The organism is Aliivibrio sp. S4MY1, from assembly GCF_028765545.1.
GTDB lineage: Bacteria > Pseudomonadota > Gammaproteobacteria > Enterobacterales > Vibrionaceae > Aliivibrio.
Window position 1 is genome coordinate 1 of record NZ_JARACP010000026.1, and the last position, 16,741, is coordinate 16,741.

Sequence of the window (16,741 nt, forward strand, 5' to 3'; positions counted from 1 at the left end):
TTTTAAGTAATAATTGATTTCATCAATTGCCACATCACCAGTTTGCTTCTGATTAATATCACTGCTCATTAACTTTTTCCTTTCTTAAAATTCTCTGCCTGCTCTAACACGCCCATATACACATCATCACAGGTGACTGGTGGATAACCAAACTCATGCAGCAAAACAATTAGCTCTACTTTTAATGAGGCTTTGATATCGTCTCGTTGGCTCCAGTCTGGATATTGGGCTTTATCATCCACAATAACCTTCATGCGCTTGGCGAGTTCTAATAACTTCTCATCTGGATAGGTGAAATCGTACTTCTGTGACATGTATACCAAGATATCGAAGAAGGCTTTCTCTTCAAAATCAATACCTAAATCATTATGAGCTGTCATCTCAGTTTCTAACTCGCCGATTAGGTTTACGATCTCGTCAGTAAATACTTCAAATTCTTCACCGTTTAGCTCATCGTTTTCTTTGCGTTCGTTGTAATGATCAACTAATGCTTGAAACTTCTTAGTGAAGTTAATCCCTTGAAGTTGATTCACTTTTTTAAAGTCACTAATGGCTTTGGCTAGCACCTTTTGCAGTAACTGCGCTTTGGTGTTTGGCAGTTTGATCTTGTTGATTCGGTCCATGTAATCTTTATCGAAAATATCAACTGACTCTGCATCCTCTTCACCTAGCTTAAAGATCTCTTCTACGCCGTCAGCTTTTAAGGCTTCAGCTATCATTTCACGAACACGTGCATTCATTTGTGCCGTATCTGGCGCGTCGCCTTTGGTTAACTTGAATACGATAGAGCGAACCGCGATATAGAAATGGATAAAATCACGCTCTTGTTGAGACAAACTTTCGCTACCACAACACACATCGTAAGCGGCTTTTAAGCGTTTCACTAAGCCCATAAAACGCGCTTCAATCTTTTTGGTGGTTAGTACAAATTCAGCAGCGCGATTCAAACAACCAAGTTGTGCAACCGACTCTCCTGAGAAGTAATCGCTGCTATCAAACTTATGAAATACTTGCTTGAGTAAATCCAAATGGTTCTTTACTTCAATCACGGATAAACGAATGTCTTCAAAATTGGTTTCATCAGCTTTTGAATACATCGCAAGTGCAAGGTTCATCTGCTTTTTAATGCCGATGTAATCTACCACCAAGCCTTTCTCTTTCCCTTCGTACTTACGGTTAACACGAGAAATGGTTTGAATAAGGTTGTGCTTTTGCAATGGCTTATCAATGTAGATGGTATCTAAAAACGGCACATCAAATCCGGTTAACCACATATCCACCACAATGGCGATTTTGAAGTTGGATTTCTCGTTTTTAAACTGTTTATCTAGCTCTTTGCGGTACTCTTTTGTGCCTAACAGATCGTATTGTTCACGCTCATCATCTTTGCCGCGTGTCATTACCAATTTGACCATCTCAGACGGTAAGATCTCTTTCTTCTCTTTTTCTGTTAGCTCAACACCATCGACTGCGTGTTTCTCTACAAACCACTCTGGACGCAATAACTTCACTTGTTTGTAGAAATCATAAGCAATATCACGGCTTGAGCAGACAAACATCGCTTTGCCTTTGATGGTTGAGCCTTCTTCCACTCGCTGCTCATAATGCTGAACAAAGTCTTTTGCGAGAGCTTCAATTCGGTCTGGATCACCCAAGATCGCATTCATGTTGGCAGAGGCTTTTTTACTCTCTTCAACTTGATGCTCGTTTGCCCCTGAATCAAGACAATCTTGGTAATATTTTTCTATGTCTTCTAGTTTACTGTTATCCAGAATGACTTTAGCTGCACGGCCTTCATAAACGATGCGTACCGTGATTTCATCATTAACTGATTCTGTCATGGTGTAGCTGTCTATCGCTTCACCAAACACATCTAATGTGGCATCAATCGGTGTGCCAGTAAAACCAACATACGTCGCATTTGGTAAGGAATCATGCAGGTATTTAGCAAAACCATAGATCTTTTTGATGGTGCCTTTTTCATGGTCTACCGTGACTTTTTGATCAAGATTGATTTGGCTTCGGTGCGCTTCATCAGAAATACAAATGATGTTGCTACGCTCTGACAATAATTGAATGTCTTCGGTAAACTTATGAATGGTGGTTAAGAATACGCCACCACTGCTGCGTCCTTTTAATAACTCACGCAGGTTCTCACGGCTTTCTACCGCTTTAATCGTCTCATCACCTATATAGGTTTTGGCACTGGTGAATTGCTTTGATAATTGCTCGTCGAGATCGGTACGGTCGGTGATAAGCACGATGGTTGGGCTTTCAAAATCGACACTTTTCATTAATAGACGCGCTAAAAACTGCATGGTGAAACTCTTACCACAGCCAGTGGCACCAAAGTAAGTTCCGCCTTTGCCTGAGCCCATCGGTTTGCGCTCTTTTTTAATATTGAAATAGAGCTTACGTGAGGCGTAGTATTGCGGATAACGACAACAAATTTTAAGTTCGTTTTTAGAGGTATCAGGAAAGTAGATAAAGTTCTTCACCGCATCAAGCAAGCGTGTTTTATTAAACAGACCTTGTAGCATGGTGTGAAGAGAATCAATGCCCTCTTTTTCGTTTGATTCATTACCCGTGACTTTACGCCATGCGTAGTAGAAATCATAAGGGGCGAACACGTTACCCATTTTGTTGTTTACGCCATCACTGATGATGCACATGGCGTTGTAGACAAACAATTGTGGAATATCACGCTTGTAACGCACGCAAATTTGTCGCCATGCGTCGTAAATTGTGGCTTCGTCTTCTCGGATCGCGCTTTTGAATTCAAACACCACGAGTGGGAATCCGTTGATGTATAAAATGCCATCGGGAATTCGGATTTGTCCTGCTTCACCACTTACGGCATTGCCTTCAATCTCTAATTGATTGGCGATTTTGTATTGGTTGTTGTCTTTGCAGGTATTGGAAAGGTAGCTGAGTTTTGTTTCTGCTACTTTACTTTCTAGCGCTTGCTCTGATTCATGCTCTTGTAACACATTAGGAGCAAACATCTCTGATAATGCTTGTGGTAAGTGCTTGGTATCAATTAATTCGATATAGAGATCTTTTTGGCTGCGGTCTTCTCGTTTAAATAGAAACCCGTTGCTTAACCATTTACAGAAGGTTTTGTTGCTTTCATAGAGATCACTGGCTGGCAATGTGATGAACTGACGAATGATGAATTCAATTTCGCTCTCGGTGATTCCATCCGCTTGGTACTGCTTTGCGAGGTAGTGGCGTAGATCATCGAGGATGAGTACTTCTTCCTTGTCTTTTCGAGTAATATCACTGCCAATTGCGTGTGAATAGCCTTGCTTACCGAGTAGTTCGATAATGGCTTGTTCTAATTTGGCTTCTGTAAATTTTAAGCTCATCGCCTTTTCCTAATACCACTGTTTTTAAGAAGTTGAATGTCTAATGCATTCCTATTTTTATTGTTGTTTGTAGATTTGGTGATCTGTTGTCACCTTTTGGTTTTGGTGCTAACAACCCCCTCCAGCTCCCCCTTATATCGACTTATTCGAACCCTTGGCATTGGTGACCAAGGGGAGAGTTTTCTTTGGTGCTGTTGGTTATTGCGCTTTCTTTTGCTTAATCTGTAACGTTACGTTATTCCTTGTTTTGCTTTGAAACACCACGCAAATGCAGTTTTCATTGCTACCAGTTAAACCCACCACAAGTAAAAAACTAGTTCTCCCCCTTAACAAGGGGGAGTTAGAGGGGGTTACTCCGCACTCACCGCTTGTTGCAATGCTTCACCTTGTAGTGAATCTAAGCGTAATTCACCTGAGATTAATTTTGGTAATAGTGTGTCTCGGAGGTTAATCAATGTTGAAACCTCACAATCAACAGACTGTAACTTCTCAAATATCCCAGTAACACGCTCAAAGTATGTATCTAATATTGAAGAATCAGGCACTAATACTGGTAACTGCTTTATTAACTTCGAATTAACAGCTGTAGCAATAGAAGAAGTACTTCCTAGAGAGTCATAATTAAATGTCATCAAGTAACTATATAAATATTCTTTATTAATGCCGAATTTTGGATTAACAAAATGAGCTATAGCTTCGTTTGTTGCTAACTCAGTGCTTGCAATCGAAACTCTGCCTAGAGTCATTTTAAAACTCAAAATGACTGAATCTTTAGGTATAACCTTCACATTGAATTTAGATATAGCTTCTGGTACAAGATACTCGTTAGATTCTTGTGTAAATACACCACAATTCCCCATATCTCGAATAGAAATCCACGTAACATTTTTTGCTTTTACGTCACTAAACCACTCAGTTTCTTTTCTTGGGGGGGTCTTACCAATAGAAATAGAAGCAATGTCTTGTGCTGGTTTATATCCCCACCCCTTCGGCACAAATCCTAATTCACTCTCCTCAAACTCACAAGGAAATAATTGGCGAATATCCGCAGGTAATGGTTCAAAACCTTCACTTTCACGCACCGCTTTACGCGCTTCAAAGCGTTTCGTTAGTGATTCTGGAATTTCAATATCCTGACCACTGGCAATAGCATCAAGGGCGTTATCGATCACAGGATCAAAATCAACAAACCAAGATTTAAACAACGTTTGCGCCATTTGTTCTAGGGTTTGGTTGATTTGACGGTTTAGGGCGATTTTTTTATCAAAATGACATAACAAATCAGATATTTTTTGCTGTTCTATTTTCGGAGGCAAAAATATAGGAATACGAGCTAATATTTTTTGATTTAATGAAGGCATTGTTGTTCCTTCACAATTCTTAATTAACCACGTTTTTACGTGTGGGCTTCGCATTACGTAGCTAAAATATGTTGAATCAAACTTATCTGAAAGACGCAAATAAATACCATCAGAACCGATAAACCATCCTTTTTCTCTTTCTGTAATTAAAGCATTTCGCTCAATACCACCTTTACGAGCAAACACTATATCGCCTAATTCAAGCACAAACTTAGGTAATCTAGTTGTCACACAACAATCTACCTTTGGTGTGATATCTTCAATTTGAATAAAGCCTTCTCTAATTTCTCGAACAGAAATAAGAGGCACTCCGTGACTAGAGTACTCTTCAGCTTTTAATGCTGTACCAAAAGGGCCTGTCTGTAAAATAGCATTTCCACTTGTAATTAGATCACCTAATACACCACTCTTCCACTCACTCCCCATAACCCAACGCCTCCAAATTCACACGGATCGCTTTATCTAACGCTTCCGCTTGGTTCATTTGGCTGTATAGCGTTTGAGATAACTCACGCATCTTGGTTTCAAATGGAATACCATCATCTTCAAGTTCTGCTGCGCCTACGTAACGTCCTGGTGTTAACACGTAATCGTTGGCTTTTATCTCATCAATGGTTGAGCTTTTGCAGTAGCCTGCGATGTCTTCATATTGTTCAATCTTGCACTCTTCACGTTCAACTCGCGCTTTAAGCTCGGCATCATCGCTGCGCCATGCATGGAAGGTATCGGCAATTTTTGCAATGTCATCAACCGTTAATTCTTTATTTGTACGGTTGATCATGGTGCCCATTTCACGAGCATCAATAAACAAGGTTTCTTTTTCGCGGTTACGATAGCCCTTGCCTACATTGGCAGTTTTATCTTTAGTTATAAACCATAAACAAACTGGAATTTGCGTGGTGTAGAACAGCTGACCCGGTAAGGCAACCATACATTCCACCACATCGTTATCTACCATTTTAGCGCGGATTTCGCCTTCACCACTGGTGTTTGAACTCATAGAGCCATTTGCCAATACAAAACCAGCTGTGCCGGTTTCACTTAGCTTAGACAACATGTGTAATATCCAGCCATAGTTGGCGTTGCCTGTTGGTGGTGTGCGGTAGCCTTCAAAGCGCGGATCATCCGTTAGCTCTGAATCGGCACGCCAATCTTTAAGATTAAACGGTGGGTTCGCCATGATGTAATCGGCTTTTAAATCTTTGTGCTGATCGTTAAAGAAAGTATCTGCTGGCTTTTCACCTAAGTTACCTGCCATACCACGAATCGCTAAGTTCATTTTTGCTAGTTTGTACGTGGTGGCCGTTAGCTCTTGTCCGTGGATAGAGATGTCTTTACGGTTACCTTGGTGGCTATTGATGAACTTCATTGATTGAACGAACATACCGCCTGAACCACAGGCAGGATCGTAAATTTTACCGCTGTACGGTTCTAGCATCTCGGCTAATAATGTTACCACTGATTTTGGCGTATAGAACTCACCACCGCCTTTGCCTTCGGTCGCTGCAAATTTACCAAGGAAGTATTCATACACTCGCCCTACTAAATCTTCTTCGGTCAGATCGTTTTCTTTCGCCATTGTCTCGATGTTTTCAATGGTGTCGATCAATGACGCGAGTTTTTTCACTTCTAAATTTTGGCGTGAGAAGTAGTTATCTGGCAATGCCCCTTTTAATGATGGGTTACGCTTTTCAATGGTTGATAACGCGGTATCAATTTGAACGGCAATGTCATCTTGTTTGGCGTTGGCTTTAATTTTTGACCAGCGAGCGTCTTCAGGAAGATAAAAGATGTTGTCTTGTTGGTAGAAAGCTTCCATTTCAACAAAAGCGTCTTGTCCGTTATCAATCAGTTGTTGACGACGTTTTTCAAATTTATCACTGACGAACTTTAAGAAAACAAGGCTCAATACTACGTGTTTGTATTCTGATGATTCAACGCTGCCACGCAGTTGATTCGCGGTATCCCACAGGGTTTCTTCAAAGCCTTTGCTTGGTTTTGCTTTGATCGCTTTTTTCGCTGGAGCTTTAGCCATAACGTTTACTTCTCATTCTGTTATTTCTACTTGCAAAAGATACAAGATTTAATGCGGCGTATTGTACATTAAGTTAGGAAGAAATCATTGATATGGGGAGTAATTTTGAAGGGTTAATGGCAGAAATAGGGATAAAAAATGCCACACTAGCTGTGGCATAACTTTAATAACAAGCCTCTGTGATTTAATTCATTCATGATGCTTGTATTTAGAACAATCTCGTAACTAGATTTTATATAAACTTACATTTATATCGTTTGCTATTATTGATTCTTGGCTTATCCCTTTTGCTACATTAGCCATTAATAACTCTAGATTAGAAGGAATTAGTGCTGATACTCGTTTCCAGTTTTGGTACTGATTACTAAATAGATCTGAACGTCCATGCCGTTTAAGCACCTCTTTTGATAAATCTGGAACGAGCATATAATCAGCCCCCGATGCAAAGGCTAAAGAAATACCTTTAGGATCTGTATCAAACCAAGCGACAAGTTCTATATCTGGAAAAGTTAGGGCAATTTCTTTTGATATCACGCTACAATCCTTATCTCCTCGGTAGACGATAAGAGGATTAGGCTCCATATCCGTTTTCACCAATCTAAACTTAGAAAATGCTTCGTAGTTTTCAACAATCACGATTTGATTGTGTTCGATACTTTTCAAACAACTTAGAGAGATTTCAATGTTCATGCCCTCTTCTAAATCATACTTTCTGCCATTTATGTTCGTAGACAAAATCCCATAAACTTTAATTACCTTGTCTTTGACTGGCCTTGAGCTTAACTTCTCGTTTGGAAAGAACTGAGCCATATCCGTTCGAGAATTTGGAATAGGATCAGTTAAAAGATCAAAACCTGATTGTTCTTTAATTACTTTTCTAATTTGACGTATATCTCTAGATGTAAGCTGTAACTTTTTTCCTCTGGCAATCCCAACACCAAAGTCGAGGTGAAAAATCTCAAAAACGCCACTCAACGCTACATTGGCCCCTTCTTTAACCTTCGCTGGAGAGAACAATTGTTTTAGCCGATTCAAATCACTACCAGTTATATCATCAATAATTCTACTCACAGTTTCCTCGCTATAGATACATCTTCTAAGTGAAGGTTGCCATAACCTATATTGCTACCTTTTGCTAAATAGGTATAAGACCCGATAGGCTCGACGATGAAGCCTTTGCTATCTTCGGGAAGCATTGAGCTATGGAAGTTAAGCACGCTAAATAACCACACGTCTTTAGCGCAAGTGAGCTGGTCAAGATCTTCTGGTAAATCACTATTGATTTGCTCGTAATATTCCAAGGCGGAAATGCTGGTTTTTCCCTTCCCAATGAAAGCTTCAGCAAAAAAAGTATCGCAATGTGAATCAATGTCCGCTTCAATCAGCTCTTGTATTTCAACATCAAGTGCCAATTCTCGGCGCTCAGCCTCTTCAACAACCGGAAGTTCTTCTTTTTCGACAGGTTGTGCCGTAATTTTCTCAACAATATCGGCCAATTCCGGCTCTTGGTCCATATCATCAGGATTTGGGTGATGCGTAAATTGAATAGGCTCTGAAAGCCAAAACGTCGGTATGCCATCGTGCTTTGCTATCTCATCGGGCAAAATCAAATCGTCATTTGGTGTCCAATGTGGCTCTTGATCAATAAACCGATCAAAGGCATTGATCAGGTCCTTATCACGCTCTCGGTTACGATACTTCAGCATCAAAGCTCGAAGTTGAATTAGGATAGAGCCGAGCTCTTGTTGGCAACTACGAATCGCACTGTGCATTTCAGTACAAAACAAGGTGTTTAGCTCTGAATTATCTCCTGCAGTATCACTCAACAACTTAAAAGAGAAAGCTTTCATGCCACTAACAAGCTTTTCAGCTTGCTCTATAGCAACTTGATTCTCTTTTTGCTTTTGGACGAGCGTATGACCATAACCAAAGTCATAACTGATACGGTTTCTTAAGCGACGACAAGATTCTTGCAAATCCATTGTGATTTCATAAACGACACCTTCTAAACTATTAAACCGATCAGCCTCTTGTTCTCTTTTGCCATTTAATTTAGCTTCCAGATATTCTTGTGCAAGGCTTTGAATCTCTGGAATACGCTCAGCGTGTTGAGTTCCAAGAAATGAACTTGCTTCCGTTTCAAGGAAATAGTTCATCAGTGCCTCCATCTTAGGATGCACACGGTAGCCGCGGCTTGTCACGATAACAACACGGGCTTCTTTTAATTTACGTAGGTCGTTGGCGTTCTCATGAGTTTCACGTATCGTGCCATTTTCAAAAACATGAGTTAATGTGTCCTTTGCTTGGCTTATTAAGCGAAGCATGTGGTTGACACCACCATGTTTCCCATTGTTTTGAGAGCTCATCAAAAGTCGAACTCCTCTTGGTTCTCGTTTGCTTTGTTAACTGCTTCAACGATCTTTTCATGGGTATCGATAAAATCGAGCACCTCGTAAACAAAGTCTAATTTTCCCGTCATCACATAAAGTTGGCGCTCTTTGTTTACTAAATGAGCCACCCCTTCTTTAACCAGAAATTCAACAACCACATTTAGTTTATCAGCTGCACTATCACGCACTTTTTTTCGACTCACTTTCGGAAGTCGATAAATACTATCGAGTTTCTCCATCAAGCTAGGAGACGATTGGATTTGCGCGCTCAAGGCCGGCACATTTAACTCATCACCACCAACCATCACAGCTTCAACTTGAGCAGCCTCACTCACTGTCGCCACGAACTTAACTACAGGTCGAATTATACCGTGTACATTACTCATCAACGCGGTCACTTGACGACGATTGTGGTCGTCGATACTTTTATAGGTGACATAATAGGCGCTGGTTCTGCTCGTACATTGGAGCTCGCGGCCCATAAGAGTCAACGCTTGATTGATTTCTCGGCGTGTACGATCCTCTTTAAGCGTCTTGTAAGCTTCACGATCAGTTGCTGGGCAGATAAAGCTACCACTAAGTAGAGATTCTAGGACTTGTGATACTGGCTTCATGCTTCTACTCCTGTGCTAGTTTCAGCGGCTTTAGCTAACGCAAGTTTGCTTACTTTAGGTTTGTTGAAAATGTTCTTGTAAGGCGTTAAGTGGTACAGATACTTGAATAAATTGGCTGTACGGTTATTGCCATCTGGTTGAGCCGCAATAACATTGAAGTTGTGTGCCCCCATCATTTTAAGTAATTTAGCTTGGTTTTCTGCCGTCAGCTTACCAATCTCATCGGTTGGGTAAGTTATTGATAGTCGACTGGCTCCACGTTGTTGCGTCAGTAGTGCTAAATACAACATGGATTGAATGAGCAAGTTCGTACCATTACTGGCCAAATCACGCATATCTTTATCTGTTTTGGCCGTTTTACGCTGGTTGTTCTCGATGACTTCAAATTTGATGTCAAACAGCTCAGTAGGCTTCTTAACTTTCTCGGCACTAATATGGTACGTCAGTGTACTTAAAGCGTTGAAAAACTCTTTGGTTGGTAGCTCAGCCGATCCCGTTTTATCCCACTCTTCGTAAATCTCAGAGAAGTTAATAATATCTTGCCAACCTTGTAGTTTGGAAAGTGAGCTCTCGACGTTAATGTCAATAGAACCAACCACCGAGAACGTATTATTGAGTTTTACTTGTTCAGAGATATTGCGACCAAGTTTCTTAATATCACGATCGAAGCCAAGTAGACGATGCTTGAAGTCAACGAGCATACGCCCCATGTTAACCGCGCTTTCAATTGTTATACGAGTCACTTGAGGTATAATGTCATTCATGATTATTTCAAGAATATCTATTCGCTTAGAGTCACTAGCAACAATATCCTCTGTAATGGTGTTTCGGCTGCTTTCATTCCAGAAACGATACAGCTCCCCGTCACCAAGGTTGAGAGTGATAGTTTCCATTTGTTGTATATCTTTTTTACGTTGCTTAGTAAGTCTCTCTAACTCTGGGAATTTGCTCTCCACATCATTCAATAGTGAATTTAAATCACCGTTATAGTCGAGCTCTTCTTGGCTCCCTTCTTCGCCCTCAAACATCACGTAGTTAGTTAGGCGAGAGATTGCACTGTCAGCTCGCTGTTTGTGGTTTCTCAAGATAGAAAGCTTCTCATCAAACTCTTTTTGGGTTCGATGAGCTTTGGCTCTCAACTCTTTCAGTTTTGTTTCTAAAGATTTAACTTCTTGATGCACCGTTTCAAGTTCTTTGACCTTAGTATTGCGATCATCACGTCTCTTAGGATCATCCACTTCATAAACAGCAAGCCATATCTCATATTCTTTGATCTTATGAGACTTCGCTTTTAAGTTTTTGATCTCATTATCAAGAAATTCAATTTCTTCTTTATAGCGTTGATAGATTTCACCGCTAATACCTTGCTCACTCAACCGCTGTTCATACTCCGTTTTGATGCGCTGCTTGTTCTCGCCTAACGTCAGAATACTTTTTGCAAGTAGTTCGTCAATAGCTCCGATCGTAAGATCAAGTGATGATTCTACATTGCTAATTTGAGTAAGCCTGTCGTTGTTTAGCTCTAATTTTGCTTCTTCAAAACGTTCAAGCGCCACTGAGTCTTCTCGCTCAATCTGGGATATAGCTTTCTCAATCGATTTGATGCTTATATTTATTTTTTCGATTAAGCCCTCTTTTGCACGGGCAATCTCTATTTTCTTGTTTTTAAGGTTAACCTTAGTTTGTGATAGGTCACCCTCAGCGTTTCGCAGTTCATTGCGTAATCGTGATAACTCAAGCGTTGACTGCTTAACAGCAAAATCATTTTTCAAAATTTGCTTATTGAAATCAGCCTCTGCGTCTTCAAGCTCAACGATACGGTCCATCAAGTGAGTCTGCTCTTCCACATCAGCTTTGTTGGTGACACTACAATCTGCTAGGTTACTCGTATCGATATATAAATCGTACATTGAACCTGAATCTTCAGTCATTGATGGTGTGAGTGTCGTGTCCATCAAAAGCTCATCGGTAAGAACACGACCAAGTGGAGAGTTTTGCCACCCCTGTCGATTAGCCTCCAGGAACGAGAACAAGGTTCCTGAATCTGGGTCTAATCGGTTACTGACTACCTTTAACCGGGCTTCAGCATCGCGCATATTTCGACGAGTGGCCTCTAATCTTTCGAGTAGCTTTTCACGTTTAATTTGTAAGTTGATTCCGTCCTTCTCACTCAAAGTTGTCGTGTGTTTTAACGTGTCTACTTGTTCTTGCAATCTGTCTTTCTCAGACTCCAACTGCTCTCTCTGCTCAATGAGAAGCTCATCAATATCTGGGTTCTTTAGTCGCTGCTTTTGAGTAGCGAGTTCAGCCCTATGCTCCATAAGAGCCTGAGATTTATCCGCTGTAAAAATCGTATGGGTTTGGGTCAGTTCCTTTAACTGTGGCTGATATACATCGTCTATCTTGTCTTTTTTAACCTTGCACTCTTTCTCGGCATCAAGTTTTTGCTCTGTTAGGTCAGACTTTTCTTTATTGAACTTACTAACAAGGCTTTGTTTGTCTTTCTCATACTTTGCTTTGGCATCATTTACCTTAGTTTCAAGATCGGCGTAACTTTGTCTTTGTTGTGCCACCCAGTCTTCCATTTCTGGCAATTGCTTTAGCTTAACGGACAGTTCTGGGTAACCATTATTTTCGTATGTTATAAGCTTGCTGTGATGTACTTCGATCTCAGAGTTAAGACTTGTGATTGAGCGTTGAAGTGCGCTCTTTCGAACCTCTTTATCGAGCTTTTTTTCATTAATCTCGCCAATCTGAATGCCACTAGTTTCAAGAAAATCTGAGCGCTCCAGTTCGGTTTTCTTAAGCGATCCCTCAAGGCTTTCAGACGCATCACGAATGATTGTTAAGGCATTGGCGAGCTGAGTGGTTAGGTACGCGATCTGCTGATTATTCGCAATAGCTTCATTGAATGCGTCTTTTTTATCTAGGAAAGCTGTTAGACCGCTGTAGTCATCGCACCATTGTTCAATTCTGTTCGCATCCACACCAAACTCTAATGTACTATTCCCTTGCTCAAGGATATCCAGGAAAAGCGCCTTTGTGTCGGCCATGTTGAATTCACCCTGAATCAATGCGGCGGTGATTTTTTCGATATGACGGACATCATGACGACCAGAGCACAAAGAGTAGCTTAGGAACTGATTACTCAAATTCCCTGCATTAATATTTTGGATAATTTCGCGGTACTCTTTGACGCTAGTAATACGCGACTCGTAATCTAAGCCGTTAGCGCTCAGCTCCGCGGCCAGCTTTGTACAGCCGATAGCGTAAGGCTTTTCTTCGCTGTCTTGTTTAATGAGCACTGATTGCTCAAACTGACCTTTAACGAAAAGGTACACAATGCCACCTTTAGTACTAAGGTTTCGATAACAAATGACATGAGCAACTTGACCACGAGCAGTAATGTACTCGAAAACAATATAACTATTGTTGTGTGGTAAGTACCATTCTGCGAAGGGTTTATTAACATTCGATTTCCTGACGATCTGTGTGCCAGTCGCTCCATAAAAGAACGGAATGAGCCTTAATAATGATGTTTTTCCTTCTCCGTTACCGCCAGTGATCTGAGTGGAAGCGTCAAAAGAATACTCAGAAAACATCTTGTTTTTCTGATAAGAATTTATTGCGATAACTTTGGTCAATCCGGCATACATCATCGTATCTATCTCGGGTTATGTTGTTTTTCTTGACTGAAAATCAACCAGTTTGAATTTATGGCAACTAAATCAGGTTGCAGCTGCCATATAATTTATGCTCTCACAGAAATGGCTTCTGAATCTAATACGCCCTTCTCAATATCCACAATAAATATATGTACTTTTTGTATACATGTATATACTGTACACATCAACATGTAACATTTGTGAGCAGGAACATGATTCAAGTAGATATTAAGTGGGACCAACAAGTAAGATTTCGACTAATTGAAATCGTCGCTCAATGGGAAGGTCGACTGACAACAAATCACCTTTGTGACGCTTTTCATATAGGCCGCCAACAGGCTTCTAGAGATATCAATAAGTACATTAGCCTTACAGGCCAAGATCAATTGATACTAGATAGGACAATTAAGGGTTACAGGCCAGCAGATAGCTTTAAGCCTCTATTTACTCAAGGTACTGCTCATGAATACCTTATGATGCTTCATCAACAATATAATCAAGAAGAAACATTTGAATTCTTTAATTGGGGGGAAGCTCAATCGACAGTATTGAATGTTCCTGAAAGGGCTATATCACCAAAAATCGTTCGAAGTTTAATTGCTGCCGCAAGAGCTAATCTTCGCATCGATATTGATTACGTGTCTCTCTCTACACCTGAAGTTCGAGGACGTATAATTGCTCCCCATAGCTTGGTTTATGATGGTATTAGATGGCATGTGAGAGCATTTTGTGAAGATAGAAGTAATTATCGCGACTTCGTATTAAGCCGTTTTAGGAACGAACCGGACTTAATGGATAAATCACCAAATACGCGAGAATATGATGATGATTGGAATAACCAAGTTAAGTTAACGATTATACCTAATCCCTACTTATCTGAAAAACAACAATGCATCGTTGCTGACGATTATGCTATGGAAAATAAAGAGTTAGAAATCACAACTCGTAAAGCTTTAGTACATTATTACTTACGCCGAATGGGAACAACACAAGACGAAGGGTTACTAAAAAAAGAACCGGAAGTTCATCAATTAACCGCACGTTTCGACACAAACAGTTTTTAGTTATTTAAATTGCTGAAGTAACACCAAAAATATGTGAGTGATAAAAGGTTACTTACGGTGTTACTTCAAATAATAGATTTCACAAAGCAGAAATATGAAAATAATAACTAACTAATTGATTGATTGATTGATTGATTGATTGATTGATTGATTATAAATAAATTACAGACAAAAAATAGCCCGCACTAGGTGGGTTATTTCGTATAATGTGGTGCCGCCTCATGAATCTCCGCCCCATCAAACACGCTATAACCAGATAAAATTACCACAATTTTTTCCATTTCCAATTAAGTATAGTTATAACAATTATTTTCACTATTCCATCACACAATAGTGAACATTAAGTATCAAATATTGATAGGAAATCTAACTCGCTCAAGCATTCATTATTATCTTGCAAATATAAACTAAACAGTTTAGTTTATATTTGATGTGAATTCATTTTTACTAAATGAGACCATCATCTTACTCATGAAAAAATAAGGATATTTAATGAAAGGATTAACCAGTGGGATCCACCATGTTGGGTTGTCAGTATCAAAGCTAGAAGAAAGTGTACAATTTTTTACTGAACTATTAGGATGGAAAGAAGTAAAAAGAGATATGAATTACCCTGCAATATTTGTCAGCGATGGTTCTATTATGCTGACACTCTGGTCAGTAAAGTCTGATAGTTCAATCAAGTTTGATAGAAAAAATAATGTTGGACTCCATCATTTAGCGCTATCAGTCGAAAGTGAAGATATGCTCATTACAATTTATAAACGATTATTAAATGCGGGGACATTAATTGAATTCTCACCTGAACCTCTTCAAATAGGTCCTAGTACACATATGATGTGTTATGACCCAAGTGGAATTCGAATTGAATTTATCTGGACATGTCATCAGTCATAACAGCACATGTTAATCAGTTATCCATTATTTATATTGGTTTAATAAAAGAATATGAATCAAAAAATATTATTTATTTTTTCTATTATATACACATCATTCACTTCAACCCAAGCTCAAGCTCAAGCTCAATACCATAATTTTGGTTTTCTTGGATTTAGTAGTGTGTACGGACAATCGGCTTTTTCTGCTCCTAATGAGCAAAATTTAAGCGTTGAACCAAGTCTATTTTACAATAGTAAAAACGGTTTTATTGATGGCAGCTTAGCTAACATCGCCTTACTTCCCTACCTTGGTTTAACTGGCCAATGGCGATTTTCAGAACATTCAGATGTCATGCCATTAGGTATAAATGACCGCAATGAAAATGGCGAGTTAGGGATCTCTATTGGTACAGTTGGTGCCCGCTTAACCTATTTACATGATGTGACTAATATACATAGAGGTTACGAAATACAGCTTCATTTAGGCCGTACATTGAATATACCAATTGAAAATTTCACTTTAACACCATACTTAGAAATTGATTATCGAGATAAAAATTTATCTCAACATCTCTACTCTATAACTTACCAAGAAGCACTAAATTCAACTTTAACTGAATTTAGTGCCAACAGCACCTGGGTATATCAAACTGGTATTATTGGTATCTACTCGTTTACACCAACCTGGTTAGTCTTAACAAAATTGGAACTAGAGCACCATGATTCTGATAGCCCCTTAATTCAACGTGATTTAGGTTGGTCATTTAGCTTAGGTATTGTCTATAAATTTACTGATTAACTATCGTCAAATTATAGAACACTAAATTTAAACAACAAATGAACTAAACGGTTTAGTTCATGTCTGAAGTTTTAAGAAACATTCTGAAAGACGAAAATAAGGACACTCAATACATGATTCATTCTGATACTTTAAATTTAACTCGAAGATTAGCTATTAGTTTATTAACTTTACGCATAACTATTGCCTTAGTTTTTACAGTTTGGGCCATTGATAAAGTCGTAGCTCCAGAACATGCATTAAGTGTGTTCTCAAACTTTTATGGTCTGAGCTTATCAACAGATATATCTATTTTAATGGGGATCAGTCAGCTTATATTTATTGCCATTTTTCTTTTAGGCATATGGAAAAATATCACTTATTTAATCATATTTATCTTCCATATGGGCTCTACATTTTCATCATATTTGAAATATTTTGACCCTCTTAATAATTTATTGTTTTTTACCGCATGGCCAATGCTTGCTGCTTGTTTGACTCTCTATATATTAAGAGATTATGACATATGGACCTTTAAGATAAAAAAATAACTTCACCCTATTATTTATAATATATATTACATAAGGT

Annotated in this window: 11 protein-coding genes; 4 read left to right on the top strand and 7 right to left on the bottom strand. The window is 39.2% G+C overall.

Translation table 11 applies throughout. The annotated features are described in order from the left end of the window. Window positions 1-68: 68 nt before the first annotated feature. The 7 genes from PVK71_RS18870 to PVK71_RS18900 all read right to left on the bottom strand — a co-directional run bounded on the left by PVK71_RS18870 (window position 69) and on the right by PVK71_RS18900 (window position 13,427). On the bottom strand, window positions 69-3,368 hold the full coding sequence (locus tag PVK71_RS18870; protein ID WP_274420757.1) for a type I restriction endonuclease subunit R: 3,300 nt from the start codon (window positions 3,366-3,368) through the stop codon (window positions 69-71). A gap of 350 nt (window positions 3,369-3,718) precedes the next feature. Then, window positions 3,719-5,155, bottom strand: coding sequence for a restriction endonuclease subunit S (locus tag PVK71_RS18875; RefSeq protein ID WP_274420756.1), 1,437 nt, complete (start codon window positions 5,153-5,155; stop codon window positions 3,719-3,721). After that, window positions 5,145-6,764: a class I SAM-dependent DNA methyltransferase gene (locus tag PVK71_RS18880; protein ID WP_274420755.1), complete on the bottom strand. Its 1,620-nt coding sequence runs from the start codon at window positions 6,762-6,764 to the stop codon at window positions 5,145-5,147. Before PVK71_RS18880 ends, PVK71_RS18875 begins: the two co-directional genes overlap by 11 nt. Before the next feature lie 225 nt (window positions 6,765-6,989). Then, window positions 6,990-7,835 (bottom strand): DUF7281 domain-containing protein, encoded by an 846-nt coding sequence (locus PVK71_RS18885; RefSeq protein WP_274420754.1) that lies wholly within the window; start codon window positions 7,833-7,835, stop codon window positions 6,990-6,992. Then, window positions 7,832-9,130 (bottom strand): hypothetical protein, encoded by a 1,299-nt coding sequence (locus PVK71_RS18890; protein WP_274420753.1) that lies wholly within the window; start codon window positions 9,128-9,130, stop codon window positions 7,832-7,834. The genes PVK71_RS18885 and PVK71_RS18890 overlap by 4 nt, the downstream gene beginning before the upstream one ends. Further along, entirely contained in the window at window positions 9,130-9,768 is a 639-nt protein-coding gene (locus PVK71_RS18895; RefSeq protein WP_274420752.1) for a hypothetical protein, read from the bottom strand. The genes PVK71_RS18890 and PVK71_RS18895 overlap by 1 nt, the downstream gene beginning before the upstream one ends. Beyond that, complete coding sequence (locus PVK71_RS18900; RefSeq protein ID WP_274421891.1) at window positions 9,765-13,427, bottom strand: ATP-binding protein; 3,663 nt, start codon at window positions 13,425-13,427, stop codon at window positions 9,765-9,767. The genes PVK71_RS18895 and PVK71_RS18900 overlap by 4 nt, the downstream gene beginning before the upstream one ends. A gap of 218 nt (window positions 13,428-13,645) precedes the next feature. Here PVK71_RS18900 and PVK71_RS18905 point away from each other — a divergent pair, with 218 nt between their 5' ends. The 4 genes from PVK71_RS18905 to PVK71_RS18920 all read left to right on the top strand — a co-directional run bounded on the left by PVK71_RS18905 (window position 13,646) and on the right by PVK71_RS18920 (window position 16,704). Continuing rightward, window positions 13,646-14,497 (top strand): WYL domain-containing protein, encoded by an 852-nt coding sequence (locus PVK71_RS18905; RefSeq protein WP_274420751.1) that lies wholly within the window; start codon window positions 13,646-13,648, stop codon window positions 14,495-14,497. Window positions 14,498-14,989: 492 nt separating this feature from the next. Then, window positions 14,990-15,394: a VOC family protein gene (locus PVK71_RS18910; RefSeq protein ID WP_274420750.1), complete on the top strand. Its 405-nt coding sequence runs from the start codon at window positions 14,990-14,992 to the stop codon at window positions 15,392-15,394. A 51-nt stretch (window positions 15,395-15,445) separates the two neighbouring features. Then, a complete protein-coding gene (locus PVK71_RS18915; protein ID WP_274420749.1) occupies window positions 15,446-16,174 on the top strand; it encodes a MipA/OmpV family protein in 729 nt (242 codons plus the stop codon). Between the two features lie 113 nt (window positions 16,175-16,287). Continuing rightward, complete coding sequence (locus tag PVK71_RS18920; RefSeq protein ID WP_274420759.1) at window positions 16,288-16,704, top strand: hypothetical protein; 417 nt, start codon at window positions 16,288-16,290, stop codon at window positions 16,702-16,704. The last annotated feature ends 37 nt before the right edge of the window (window positions 16,705-16,741 follow it).

Coding starts and splice junctions, on each gene's coding strand:
- PVK71_RS18895 (WP_274420752.1), bottom strand. CDS start 9,768: ATGAAGCCAGTATCACAAGTCCTAGAATCTCTACTTAGTGGTAGCTTT.
- PVK71_RS18870 (WP_274420757.1), bottom strand. CDS start 3,368: ATGAGCTTAAAATTTACAGAAGCCAAATTAGAACAAGCCATTATCGAA.
- PVK71_RS18900 (WP_274421891.1), bottom strand. CDS start 13,427: ATGATGTATGCCGGATTGACCAAAGTTATCGCAATAAATTCTTATCAG.
- PVK71_RS18880 (WP_274420755.1), bottom strand. CDS start 6,764: ATGGCTAAAGCTCCAGCGAAAAAAGCGATCAAAGCAAAACCAAGCAAA.
- PVK71_RS18875 (WP_274420756.1), bottom strand. CDS start 5,155: ATGGGGAGTGAGTGGAAGAGTGGTGTATTAGGTGATCTAATTACAAGT.
- PVK71_RS18920 (WP_274420759.1), top strand. CDS start 16,288: ATGATTCATTCTGATACTTTAAATTTAACTCGAAGATTAGCTATTAGT.
- PVK71_RS18915 (WP_274420749.1), top strand. CDS start 15,446: ATGAATCAAAAAATATTATTTATTTTTTCTATTATATACACATCATTC.
- PVK71_RS18905 (WP_274420751.1), top strand. CDS start 13,646: ATGATTCAAGTAGATATTAAGTGGGACCAACAAGTAAGATTTCGACTA.
- PVK71_RS18910 (WP_274420750.1), top strand. CDS start 14,990: ATGAAAGGATTAACCAGTGGGATCCACCATGTTGGGTTGTCAGTATCA.
- PVK71_RS18890 (WP_274420753.1), bottom strand. CDS start 9,130: ATGAGCTCTCAAAACAATGGGAAACATGGTGGTGTCAACCACATGCTT.